The sequence below is a fragment of the Ureibacillus thermosphaericus genome, from assembly GCF_012396605.1.
GTDB lineage: Bacteria > Bacillota > Bacilli > Bacillales_A > Planococcaceae > Ureibacillus > Ureibacillus thermosphaericus.
Genome location: NZ_JAAXPW010000015.1, coordinates 1 through 13,417, shown reverse-complemented (window position 1 = coordinate 13,417; position 13,417 = coordinate 1). Strand labels below are relative to the sequence as shown.

The 13,417-nt window shown below is 34.2% G+C and carries 9 protein-coding genes; 5 read left to right on the top strand and 4 right to left on the bottom strand.

What is annotated here, in order from left to right:
- The first annotated feature begins 51 nt into the window (after positions 1 to 51).
- Positions 52 to 624, top strand: coding sequence for a TetR/AcrR family transcriptional regulator (locus tag HF990_RS07675; RefSeq protein ID WP_016837960.1), 573 nt, complete (start codon positions 52 to 54; stop codon positions 622 to 624).
- 185 nt (positions 625 to 809) lie between these two features.
- Here HF990_RS07675 and HF990_RS07670 read toward each other — a convergent pair whose 3' ends face one another.
- Positions 810 to 2,249: a S41 family peptidase gene (locus HF990_RS07670; protein WP_168412341.1), complete on the bottom strand. Its 1,440-nt coding sequence runs from the start codon at positions 2,247 to 2,249 to the stop codon at positions 810 to 812.
- Between the two features lie 479 nt (positions 2,250 to 2,728).
- Positions 2,729 to 4,063, bottom strand: a complete 1,335-nt coding sequence (gene brnQ / locus HF990_RS07665) for a branched-chain amino acid transport system II carrier protein (protein ID WP_168412340.1) — start codon at positions 4,061 to 4,063, stop codon at positions 2,729 to 2,731.
- 230 nt (positions 4,064 to 4,293) lie between these two features.
- Here brnQ and HF990_RS07660 point away from each other — a divergent pair, with 230 nt between their 5' ends.
- Both HF990_RS07660 and HF990_RS07655 read left to right on the top strand, forming a co-directional pair.
- On the top strand, positions 4,294 to 5,229 hold the full coding sequence (locus HF990_RS07660; RefSeq protein WP_016837963.1) for a C40 family peptidase: 936 nt from the start codon (positions 4,294 to 4,296) through the stop codon (positions 5,227 to 5,229).
- A 282-nt stretch (positions 5,230 to 5,511) separates the two neighbouring features.
- Positions 5,512 to 6,054, top strand: coding sequence for a C40 family peptidase (locus tag HF990_RS07655; protein WP_247595854.1), 543 nt, complete (start codon positions 5,512 to 5,514; stop codon positions 6,052 to 6,054).
- Positions 6,055 to 6,419: 365 nt separating this feature from the next.
- Here HF990_RS07655 and HF990_RS07650 read toward each other — a convergent pair whose 3' ends face one another.
- A complete protein-coding gene (locus HF990_RS07650) occupies positions 6,420 to 7,316 on the bottom strand; it encodes an accessory Sec system S-layer assembly protein (RefSeq protein ID WP_168412339.1) in 897 nt (298 codons plus the stop codon).
- Positions 7,316 to 9,676: an accessory Sec system translocase SecA2 gene (gene secA2 / locus HF990_RS07645; RefSeq protein WP_016837966.1), complete on the bottom strand. Its 2,361-nt coding sequence runs from the start codon at positions 9,674 to 9,676 to the stop codon at positions 7,316 to 7,318. Before secA2 ends, HF990_RS07650 begins: the two co-directional genes overlap by 1 nt.
- 280 nt (positions 9,677 to 9,956) lie before the next feature.
- Here secA2 and HF990_RS07640 point away from each other — a divergent pair, with 280 nt between their 5' ends.
- Together HF990_RS07640 and HF990_RS07635 are read left to right on the top strand one after the other, a co-directional pair.
- On the top strand, positions 9,957 to 11,021 hold the full coding sequence (locus HF990_RS07640) for a glycosyltransferase family 4 protein (RefSeq protein WP_016837967.1): 1,065 nt from the start codon (positions 9,957 to 9,959) through the stop codon (positions 11,019 to 11,021).
- 646 nt (positions 11,022 to 11,667) lie between these two features.
- Positions 11,668 to 13,290 (top strand): peptide ABC transporter substrate-binding protein, encoded by a 1,623-nt coding sequence (locus tag HF990_RS07635; RefSeq protein ID WP_168412338.1) that lies wholly within the window; start codon positions 11,668 to 11,670, stop codon positions 13,288 to 13,290.
- Positions 13,291 to 13,417: the final 127 nt, after the last annotated feature.

Sequence of the window (13,417 nt, the reverse complement as noted above, 5' to 3'; positions counted from 1 at the left end):
TCATTCTTACACAACACTCAACACACCGTTTTTGGAATGGGGGTAGTCCAGTTGCCGAGGGGTCGAAAAGTCAACTCTAGTGGAGAAAAAAGTAAAAAATTACTTCAAGAAAAGGCGATAGAATTATTTTCACAATTTGGGTATCATGAAACTAAAATTAGCGATATCGTAAAGGCTGCTAATTTAACACAACCTACATTCTATCTTTATTTTGAAAATAAAGAATCACTATATAATGATTTGATATTACAATTTAGAAATGAATTTTTAGAAAATGTAAATCGTATCAATGTGGGGAATGAAGATAATTTCATCGAAAAATTACAAACAAACTTTACAGCTCTTTTTAAATTCTTCGCCAGTAATCCACACCTGACAAAAATCGGTTTCTACCAAACAGAAGAGTCGGAGGAATTAAAAAACATCTTTTCACAAATTCTTGAGGAAAAATTAAAAGAACGAGTAGAATTTTCGGATCATGATATTCGTATTTTTATAAACAGTATTGTTGGTGCTATTGAGCGGCTTACACTAACGATGTTGTTTACAAAAGAAAAAGAGCCGGAGCAATTAGCTTCCGAACTCATTAATATTTATTTTGCTAAAGAATTAATATGTAGATAAAGATAAATTACATGATGGACCTTAATAGAAAAGTTCTGCCAATACTAGATTGCTTCATCAATTGGAATCCTTAAAAAAGTTTAACTTTTTAAGGATTATTTTTTTTGGTTCCTTAAATAAACATAAAAAATGAGCCATTATTTATTTTCCGCTCCAATAAATATGACTCATTTTAGATGTTCCTTTTAAAATTCTTTTTTTACTGTTATGTGCAAGTAAGCACCTTTTTTCAGTTGATGATTTTGATTGTCTTTTAATGTTGGATGAATGAGAAGCATATATTCTCCACCTTCATTCAACGGTTTTTTCGGTGTCACAATTAATTGATTCCCATCCGTTAATATATTAACATCTACTTTATTCCCACCTAATTCAACTAATTCAACATCCTTTTCATTTATAGCACCTAATGGACGATTTAATGTGATATTAAATGTTTTCGTCGTCGGAACATCTAATAATGCTTTCAACTCTTTATAGTTTACTAGATTTTCTGCAATTGCATCGAAGTGTGCTTGATAAATAGGATTTGAATTTGTGTTAATATGTGGCATTATTCCCTGATCGCGAATGACTGTTCCTTTTGGGCCGAAAAATTCTCCTATTGTTAATTTTAAATAACTGCCATCTGATAATTGATAAAACCCTTGCATCGTGCCTTTTCCATAAGTTTTTTCACCATAAACAACAGCAGCGTCATAATCCGATAAAGCAGCGACTGTCATTTCAGAAGCGCTTGCACTATAACGATTGACAAGTACTTTCGTATTACTATCAAAAATTGGTTGCACAAAATAAGGTAAGTTTACCAACAGAGTACCGTCTGGCTCTAATAGATATTTATAATGATCTCGATCGTAATATAAATAATATTGTGTATTGCCTTCCTGATATTTGACTTTGTATGCAAACATTGCGTTTTTAAATAAAGCGATTAATTCTTCGGCAGATTCTACATAACCGCCGCCATTATTTTGCAAATCGAGAATAAAGGAAGTTGCACCTTTTTGGGTTAATTTTTCATATTCCTTTTTGACAAGGTCAGCAGCATCTTCAGAAAATGATTGAAGCTGTATGTAGCCAATATTTCCGTATAGAATTTGACTCGTGGTATTTGGTATTGAGAAAGCTTTACGTGTCAATTGCTTTACAACGGTTGTACCATTTTCTTTTAAAATTTCAAGCTTTACCGTTGTATTTTCTTTTCCTAAAAGTAATGACTGGCCTTCCTCAACTGATTTTCCTTTAAGGGATATTGAATTGACTTTTGTAATGATGTCTCCAACTACTAACCCTTGTTCGTAAGCACTTCCATTTTCTAATACGTCCGTAATTAACAATCCGTTTTCATGTTTTTGAATCACAACCCCAATACCGATTTGCTTCATATCAACGCTTTTGATAAAGCTTTCATATTGTTCAGGGGTATAATAGTTGGAGTATGGATCAAGCATTTCCATTATTTCATTGATGGTATTCGCTTGATCGATATTTCCATTTATTTCGCCCACATATTCACTTTTGACAATCTCTTTTATTTCTTGCAATGTTGTTGCAGCTTGTACATTGAATGGCATTGCAAGAAATAGAAAAATCATAGAGATTATTGGAAACCATTTTTTCATATAGCACACCCCTTCTTTCTAGATATATCCATTATAGCAATTGACTTTTCGTAATAGAATTGAATTTTAATACGTTTGTAAAATTTTGATAGAGTCTGGTTGTTTCTTGGTGAGTGAGAAGGATAATGAGGAAATAGATTGAGATGCCCTTCCCAAGAGAAACGAAATATAAATAATTTAACATCGTAGATTATGTAAATCTTTAGTGGAGAAAAGACAGAAATTGAGGATTTTATATGTATATGAAAGAATAGAATAGTTTGTCTTCTTTAATACACCATATGTACATTGAAGTGTAATTAAAACGAAAAGTTCGTTGTTTTTGAAATATTTTTGTAACAATAAATTGGGTGTCTAGAAAGCCTAAAACTTTCTAAACACCCTTATTCTTTCAATATCTTGATTTTTACTAAATTTTTGCTTCTGCGGTAGTCTCACCGCAAAGGATTTATCTAAATATGAATTTTCAGACAGTTTAATTATTTAGCATGTTTTGCAGATTTAGTAATTAAATGAATCCCCCAACCAATCACTAATCCAACTATTGCAGGAAGTAACCATCCGAGACTTTGACTGTGTAATGGTAATGAACTTATAATATTTGCATACCAATTAATTTCAAATCCTGCCCCTTGAATTCCATCGTATAAGCTTACAAAAGCAGTGGCAATTAGAGCAAGACTGTAAACGATTGGTGCTCGGTTCCAAGCTTTATCGAACATCACCATAAACATGAGTACGATTGCAATAGGGTAAATAAATAATAAAACTGGTAAAGTAATCGCGATTAATTTCGCTAATCCAAAGTTGGAAATGAAGAATGAAAATACTGTAAAAATCACAACTAATAATTTATAAGATGCTTTTGGGAAGATTTTAGCGAAATATGTGGCATTCGCTGTAATTAATCCCACAGAAGTAGTGATACAAGCAAGAATGATGACTAATGATAAAATGATGCTTCCTCCACTACCGTACAATGCTTTGGATGCAGCAGAGATAACGCTACCACCTTCATTAAAATAGCCTATGGCTGATGGACTTGATGCTCCAATCCATGATAAAGAAACGTAAACAAATGCTAATCCAATGGCTGCTATAATTCCTGCAAAAATTGTAATGGTTACTTGTTTAGTACGATCTATGATTCCTTTTGCTTGAATGGATTGCACGACAACGATTCCGAATACAAGGGAAGCGAGCACGTCCATTGTTAAGTAACCTTCAACAAATCCTTTTGAAAAGGCTTTTGTAATATAATCTCCATTTGCTTCTTGAAGAGCACCCAATGGAGTAATCACACTTTTTAGTGCAAGCAACAGAATGACAATCAACAATGCTGGTGTTAATATTTTACCAATACGGTCAACTAATTTTGTTGGGTTTAATGCTAAATATAAACTAATAGCAAAATAAATAAATGAACTTATAAATAATGGTACCCAGCTATCAGCTTGTGCATCAGATAAGTACGGAGCAATACCGATTTCATATGTAACTGCTCCTGTACGAGGAATGGCAAAAAGCGGTCCGATTGATAAATAAACCACTGATGTAAAAATTACACCAAACCAAGGGTGAATACGACTAGCTACTTCTTGCAAATCCCCGCCATTCTTTGCAACAGCTACGATACCTAGAAGTGGTAACCCCACTCCAGTTATAAGGAAACCAATCATTGCAGGTACGATGTTTTCTCCTGCCTGTTGCCCTAATAGTGGCGGAAAGATAATATTACCAGCTCCTAAAAATAGAGCAAATAACATAAATCCCACAGCTAAATTGTTTTTTACAAGATCTCCTAAGTTTTTCATAGTTGCATTTTCTCCTTTATTTTCGAATAGCGGAAAATTTCTAAAAATAATAAATAATTAGAACGGTAACAATGTCGAATTATATCATCTATCGTCGAAAAAGACAAATAATATTTTTGGATATTTTAAGAATTCCTTACTTAATGTTTAATTATTTCTAAAAAATTATTAGTTTTTATCCGAAATATTAAGTATGATATAGTTAATCTTTTTATAAGGAGGGAGATAGGGTGTACCGGCGAAAAAAGTCGATTGTATTAATAAGTGCGGGTTTGTTGGCAAGTTGTATTTTCGCCCAAAGTGCTTATGCATCTACTGAGAGTGGTAAAAGCAGCGGCGAAAAAACACTTGAACATTTTAACATAAAAAACAACGTTTTACCTAATAATTTTTCGAATATCGACCGTTCTAAGACGAGAAAAGAAACTTTATCTAAAGCTAGAATGACAAAATTAAATATTCCAGATAGACAACTTGCTTCTCAAATTACATATAAAGTGGTTAAAGGTGATACTTTAACAAAAATTTCCAAAAAATTCAATGTGACTGTTGAAGACATTATGAATTGGAATCAGTTAAGTTCTGCTGATGTGATATATGCTGGACAAATATTGACAATTTATTCATCCTCTCAATCTCCAAATCATGAGGAGCAGGGAGACTTACCTAACCAAAATATCGAGAATGAAGTGAAGAATCCCCCGCATGATGAATTGTTAGTTGATGAAGTAATTAAAAAACAGTTAGAAAAAGAACAGATGATTGATAAGGATCCTTCAGAAAAAGGACAAGCTATATATAACAAAGTGTTGGAAATTGCTAATGCTCAACTAGGTGTACCTTATCTATTTGGGGGAAATACACCAGAAGGATTTGATTGTTCTGGGTTTGTACGGTACGTTTTTGTTAATGCAGGGTTGGATATTCAGCGAAAAAGCAGTGAAGACTATTTTAACCAAGATACGACTGTAGTAAAAAACCCAGTTCCTGGCGACGTGATTTTCTTTAAAAATACGTACAAAACAGGCATATCTCATATGGGGATATATTTAGGGGACGGAAAATTCATCCATGCAGGAGACAATGGAGTAGAAGTATCGAACGTTAATTATGACTATTGGAAGAAACATTTCGTGACATATAAACGGTTTAAAGGAATTAATTGACAATTTTATCGTGTTTTTAAAAAGGGTATTTCTTCTATCAAAGTAGAAAAATACCCTTTTAATATTATAGAAAAATTCAAGTTACAAATATTACGCAATAATAGAGGATTTCTTAGATTCTCTTTTGATATATTCGTAAAATAGATTTACAAATTCATTACAGTAAGAAGCTTTAATGCCTCGGTTAACAAGTTTTATACAGCCGATATCGTGAATGTTTGATGTAATGTGAATGTAAATGAACTGTAATGTTACTACAAACCCTCACATGTTACACTTTTTATGATTGAAATTTCTGACTACTTCACGATGGAGGGTACTATCATTTTCCAAAAGAATATTCGAAAATTGCTTTTGGCAACTGTGGCTGGTGTAGTCATTTGTTTTTCTCCTATAGCAGTTGGTGCAACGGAAAAGGATTCAACAGACTTTACTTCAACGGAATTGCGGGAGACTGCAATTAAATATTTAGGGATAAGATATTTGTATGGAGGAACGTCAACAAGCGGCTTTGACTGTTCAGGATTTGTCAGAAAAGTATTTAGTGATTTAGGGATAGAATTGCCCCGTACCGCAAAGGAAATGTATGAGATTGGGGAGCCAGTGAAGATTGGTGAAATTCGGCCAGGAGATTTATTGTTCTATAATACATCAGGGTTAGGAATCTCCCATGTTGCAATTTATTATGGTGATGGTAAAATGATACATGCTCAAACAGGAGAAGGGGTAAGTTTATCGAACTTCTTTGATCAATACTACTGGTATGACCGTTTCGTAGGGGCTAAGCGTGTGGCGGATGTGGAGTTGATTTCTGAGGGAAATTAAAATTTTATAGATATATTATTTTAGGAAAATAAAAAGCAGAGGGGAACCTATTTTTGTGGGTTCCCCTTTTTAATTGTCTGTAAATAACTACTCCTAAATTTAGAAATATTTTACTAATCTCAGAAAAAGTGCATCAATACAGAAAGGAAATGGATTAAAACGCCAAAAGAAAAGATACAAAAAACCTTTAGAAGTTCAAAAATAAAATTTTAGAAAAAAGATAAATTGAAGAAAAGCAAAAGAGCGGAAACAAATCCTATTAAAATTAAGTTTAAATTTTAACCCGTGTAAAAATGTTATTAGCTGTAAGATATAATACAATACAAAAAACGCGTAGAAGCATGATTGCTCTACGCGTTACTTTTTTATTGTGGTACGACAGCTTTCCAGCGAGATAAATCTGCACCTTCTGCATCCACTAATTCAGGTGGGAAGACAAATGTCCACGGTTTCGTTGTACGAGCTTTAACAGTTAAAGGAGGATCTATTGTAAATGATCCTTTTGCAATTTTTTTACCGTTCGCGTCAATTATTTCTAACGGTAATTGTTCAACATTGATTGCACGATCATTTCCATTTCGAATGAAGATGGATACAGATAAGCTCTTATCATCATGTAAATTTGCTTGTAAACCTGTAATATTCACTTCATTATGGCCTAGTTCTGGCAGTTTACTTACAACTTTTGCAAGCAACTCTTGTTGTTCGATTGAAAGTTGCTTTTTCCAAGATTCATCTAAATCCAGTGTATGTTCTTTTAATGTGTTCAAGTTAAAGACAATTTTCCAACCTTCGCCAGGAAGTTCGTCCGTTTCGATATATTTCTTTTCAAAAACGAATACCCATGGACGGCAGCTTTCTGGAGGGAGAGTACCCAATTCTTTAAAATCAAATATTTTTCCAGCTAAGCGTTTATTGTTTTTATCTAATATAAGCAGTCCAATTTCCCCTAATTCAATATTGTGGGGAATTGATGATCGGAAGAACGCACGCACGTACCAAGTTCCTGTTTTTTTATCTTCATCGATATCAATGGCAGCAAGAGACAATTGATTTGGACGTAACGGTACTAATTGATTTGCTAAAAAGCTGAACACGTATTTTTGTTCTTGCGGTACTTTCCAATCCGGATGAAGTGATAGTTTTGTTTTCACTAATTTTTTTTCGGATGATTCTTCAATTCCTTCAATTAAATTACTTGAGTCGATTGCACTGTCTGTTCCAACTTTATCGGTTTTCTTAAAAAAATCAAAAAGCCCCATTATTCATTTTCCTCCTCTTTTCGGCGAATGTTCATAAATTTCACCAATTCTGAAACGATTTGGACGCGAAGTTCTTGGAAGTTCTTACCGAATAACTTGAGTCCTTCTCGCTGGTAGATTCGCATTGGATCTTCACCTTGATAGCTGCGTAAGCCGATGCCTTCTTTTAAATATGTCATTTGTGCTAAGTGATTTACCCACATGCGATCAATGAAGCCGAGCATTACTTGTTGTGAAATGCTTAGCACTCTTTCATCGTTCTCGAAGGATTGGATAAATTCTTTTAATTGCAAGTAACCAGGTTCTACTTGGTCAAAAATGTGATTGACTTTTACTACTGTACGGTCTAATGTGACTTTCTCTAAGTAGAAGGAGTTTAATGTATTTTCTATTGCATCAAAATTCCATTCTTCTTGGCCAATTTCTTCATCAGCATTATCACGAACAGCAAAGTCGATTGCATCAAAGAGCATTTTTTGAATGATTTCGATAATGTCTTCTTCGTGTAGAACTTTATCTCTTAAAGTATACAATATTTTTCGTTGATCATTGATGACGTCGTCTAATTTTAAGTTGTATTCACGCAATGCAAAGTGAGCGCCTTCAACAATCCGCTGTGTACGGTCAATTAATTCTTGTACATCTTTGTTTTGAATTTGCTTTTTCTCATCAACGACCATTTTTTTCTTGAATTTTTCAACGTCTTCTTTAGCGAAACGTCGGAACATATCGTCTTCCAATGAGACGATGAAGCGGGTTTCACCAGGATCTCCTTGTCGACCGGAGCGCCCGCGAAGCTGATTATCAATACGACGGCTTTCATGCTTTTCTGTTCCGATTACATAAAGACCGCCAAGCTCTGGAACACCTTCTCCGAGTTTAATGTCAGTACCGCGACCCGCCATGTTTGTTGCGACCGTAATTCGCCCTTTTTGTCCTGCTTGAGAGATTAATTCCACTTCTTGTTCAACTGTTTTCGCATTGAGTAGTTGGTATTCTAGTCCATATTTATCTAGATATTTTGCCACTTCTTCTGATTGTAGAATAGAAGTGGTTCCGATTAGTATTGGTTGTCCTTTTTCTTGGCGTCGTTTTGCTTCTTGTGCTACGTATTCGTATTTTGCATCCCGCGTTTCGAAAACGATGTCTGGTTGATCAATACGAATGACTGGACGGTTTGTTGGAATTTGAACAACTCGCATGTTGTATACTTCAATGAATTCTTTTTCTTGCGTTTTTGCAGTTCCAGTCATTCCGGCAAGTTTAGGGTACATACGGAAGTAGTTTTGGACGGTAATTTGAGCTTGTGCTTTATTTTCGGCAGTAATCGTGACGCCTTCTTTTGCTTCAATGGCTTGGTGTAAACCGTCTGATAAAGAACGTCCTTCAAGGATTCGGCCAGTAAACATGTCGACTAGCTCAATTTTATCATCTTTCACAATGTAGTCCACGTCGCGTTCGAACATCACGTGGGCACGTACCGCTTGAATGACGTAGTGGTACAATACTTGATGATCTAAATCATATAAATTATCTACGCCGAAAGCTTCTTCAACTTTGTCGATTCCTTGATCTGTAAGAGAAGTAGCTTTTGTTTCTTCATCGAATTCATAATCTTCATCTTTTTTGAAGGTTTTTGCAAGCATGGCAGCAATACGGTGCAGTTCTTCTTGAGAAGGAGTTTTTCCAGCAATGATAAGTGGAGTTTTTGCTTCATCAATTAGAACAGAGTCTACCTCATCAATGATGGCAAAATGGTATGGCCGCTGCACTTTATCTTCCACATTACGAGCCATGTTGTCACGTAAATAGTCAAAGCCAAATTCCGTACCGACACCGTAAGTAATGTCTGCATTGTAAGCTTTTTTCTTTTGCTCTAAATCCATCATTGGCAAGTTCAAACCAACTTTTAAGCCAAGGAATTTGTGAATTTGACCAATTAATTCGAAGTCCCGTTTTGCCAAGTAATCATTGACAGTGATAACGTGAACCCCTTTTCCTTCGAGGGCTCTCACATAAGAAGGAAGAGAAGCAACTAAAGTTTTCCCTTCACCAGTAGGCATTTCAGCAATATTTCCTTCTGTTAGAACGAGACCACCAATTAATTGAACGTCAAAATGTCGCATGTTGAGGACGCGTTTTGATGCTTCTCGAACGACAGCAAAGGCATCAGGTATGATATTTGTTAAATCTTCACCATTTGCAAGGCGTTCTTTAAATTTTACAGTCATATTTTTAAGCTCATCATCAGACATCGATGAGTATGTAGCTTCGAGTTGATTAATTTTTTCTACTATTTTATAGTAATGTTTTAATTCTCGTTTACTTGTTCTTTCCTTATTTTTGAAAATTGAGAACATTTTTTTACGCTCCTTTTGTGGTCTAAATAAATATAGACACCTTTGTTATTCTATCAAACTTTTGAATGTATGACTACTTCAATCACGGGGAAAATAAGTATGAAGATATTGTAATCATTAGTATTTCCAATATTGTCTTTTTATAGTAATTTGATTGATGATTCATTTTTATTGGATATTTAATTACATTTTAAAGGAAAGACTAGGTTTTCTTATTTATTCATGCTATAATATCTTAGGTTTAATAATAAATGGAATTCTTTTTCTAAGGAGGATAGACATGGTTTACGTGTCTTTAGCAGTGGCGCTAGTCGCGTCCATAATACTGACTCCGATTGTTAGACGATTAGCGTTTCGCATAGGTGCTGTGGACGCACCGAATTATCGGAAAGTGCATCAAAAAATAATGCCACGTCTAGGTGGTTTAGCTATATTTTTATCCTTTTTAATAGGACTAGCGATACTAAGACCGGAAAGTCCTCGATATGAAAGTTCATTAATGCCTTTATCGATTGTATTAGGTGCTTTGGTAATTGTTATTACTGGTATTTTAGACGATAAATATCAAATAAGTGCAAAGGCAAAAATGTTAGGGCAAATTGTTGCCGCTTCCATTGTTATTTTTATGGGCGGTGTGCAAATTGACTTCATTAACTTGCCTTTTGATAACGGTATTTTAAATTTTGGATTATTGAGTATTCCGTTAACACTATTGTGGATTGTTGGAATTACGAATGCGGTAAATTTAATTGACGGTTTAGATGGACTAGCAGCAGGCGTGTCAACGATTGCATTAATTACTCTTGCAACGATGGCCTATATTATGGGCAATGGATTTGTACTTGCCGTTGCTGCAATATTAGCATGTAGTACGATTGGATTTTTATTCTTTAACTTTCATCCGGCAAAAATTTTTATGGGCGATACGGGTGCACTGTTTTTAGGATTTATGATTGCTGTGCTTTCATTGTTAGGTTTTAAAAACTTAACGTTAGTATCATTCATTATCCCAGTTATTTTGTTAGGTGTGCCGATTTCAGATACATTCTTTGCAATCGTGCGTCGCGTACGCAATAAGCAAAAATGGTCGGATCCAGATAAATCTCACTTGCACCATTGTTTAATGAAAATGGGATTCTCTCATCGACAAACGGTATTGATTATCTATGGAATTGCAGTAATGTTTGGAATTGCATCTATCATATTCTCTATGGCAAAACTTTGGGGAGCAATTCTTCTTATCACTGTTATTTTAGTTGCCATTGAATTGTTTGTAGAAGTAATAGGTCTTGCGGGCAAAAACTACCGACCGCTCATTAATTTAGTGAAGATGTTTAGTAAATAATCGTCAATTTGTATAGAGTTATATTGAATAGATAAGAAGAGGTTGAGATAAAAGAATTTTCAACCTCTAATTTAAAGGGGAGTTGTTTAACACAACTCTCCTTTTACATTTTCAACCGGTTTTTCCTCTCGTAGTGTATTTTTAATTTGTGGTTATTCATGCGTGGCCGATTTCTTTTTACTTTCGATTTCCCTCGGACTGAAAATTGTGTGAAATCCAAAATAGCATTTGGAATCCAAAAACTTATAACTGAGAACAACCTTTTCCGTAAAAAATAGTCAATCATGACAAGAAAAATCATGGTTGACTTTTTTATTAGCTAGAGCTATGTTCCAAGGAATTTTTTAGAAATAAGCATATTAAGCTAAGATTGTTATTAAAATGAAATAGAGTAACATTTTGTATGATGTAATATTTTTATAGTTGAAAAATGTTATAGTAGAAACTTAATTTTTTTCTAAAAAAGAATATTCGTACAATTAAAACGATTTAAAATCAGTATAATATTAAATTAAGTATTAAAATAAAAAAAGTTATTTATTTTAATAAAAAAATTTGATATCATGATATCGAAAATTCAAAATTTCAGAAAAATGTTGATGATTACTTTTTTCTGAAATATTGAAAAAATGAGTGGGGGGAAAATATGAAAAAGAAGTATTTGCTATTCTTAGTAGCGCTATTAACACTTAGTTTTGTGCTAGGTGCATGTAGCGGAAGTGACAACAAAGAGGAAGGAAGCGATTCTTCAGGGAAAAAAGAAATTAATTTAGTGATTCCTTCTGAGCCGCCTTCATTACATCCAGGACTTGCAACTGATAACACTTCTAGTGCAATACTCATTAATGTATTTGAAGGGTTAACAACTCACAAATATGGAGAAGTTGTGAATGGAGCAGCAGAAGAGATTACAGTCAGCGATGACCAACTGACTTATACATTCAAATTACGTGATAATAAATGGTCAAACGGAGATCCTGTAACGGCACATGATTTTGAATTCGCTTGGAAATGGGTATTAAATCCTGAAAACGTTTCCGAATATGCTTCAATCCTTTACCCAATCAAAAACGCAGAAGCTTACCATAAAGGTGAAGCAACAGCTGAAGATGTTGGTGTGAAAGCGGAAGACGACAAAACTTTAGTTGTAACATTGGAACAACCGATACCTTATTTCTTGGAATTAGTTGCATTTAAAACATATTACCCAGTAAATAAAAATGTAGCGGAGAAAAATCCGAAATGGTACACAGAAGCTGGAGAAGATTATGTAACAAACGGTCCATTCTTATTAGATTCATGGAACCACGACAAAGACATTAAATTAAAGAAAAATCCAGATTACTGGGATGCTGAACATGTCGCACTTGATCAAGTAAATATAACAATGGTTGAATCTGAACAAACAGCAGCTACAATGTTTGATAATGGTGAAATTGATTTCATAGGTTCTCCTTACCAAACAGTAGCGTTGGATGCAATCGATCAATATAAAGCAGAGGGAATTTTAAATATCGAAGACTATGCAGCCATTTACTTGTACAAATTCAATACAACAGATGAACTTCTGAAAAACCAAAATATTCGTAAAGCTTTAGCTCTTGCAATTGATCGTCAATCATTAATCGACAATGTAACAAAAGGTGAACAAAAACCGGCACTAGGTATGGTACCAATAGCAATTAAAGGATTTGAAGAAGATCGCGGCTACTTCAAAGATAATGATGTTGAAGAAGCGAAAAAAGCTCTAGAGGAAGGTATGAAAGAGCTAGGAATTAAAGATCCAAGCGAAATTAATATTAAAATTTCAATTAATACAAGTGAAGCGCATTCTGCAATCGCACAATTCATTCAAGAAAACTGGCGCAAAAACTTAGGAATTAACTCAACAATTGATAATTCAGAATGGCAAGTTTTCTTAGACAAACTTTCAAATTTAGATTACCAAGTTGGACGTCTTGGTTGGATTGCAGACTTTAAGGATGCATACACATTCTTAGAGCCATATGATTCTGCAGAAAACGGCAACAACGATACAGGTTGGGAAAACCCAGAGTATACGAAACTATTAAGAGAAGCGAATCAAGAAACGGATGAAGAAAAACGTCTTGCAATGCTTAAACAAGCAGAAGCACTTATTATTGATGAAATGCCAGTAGCTCCAATTTATTACTACACAAATCTATATGTTGCAAAGGATCATGTGAAAAACATGAAGCCGGATAACTTAGGTTACATTTATTTAAAATATGTAGATATTGAATTATAATTGAGTTAATTTCATAATTCTCACCCCTTGATTTTCAAGGGATTCAAGACAATAAAAAATGGGTACCTCCCCAAATTTCGTTATAATGGTAAGTAACCAAACAAACCATACGAAAGAGGTGAGTACC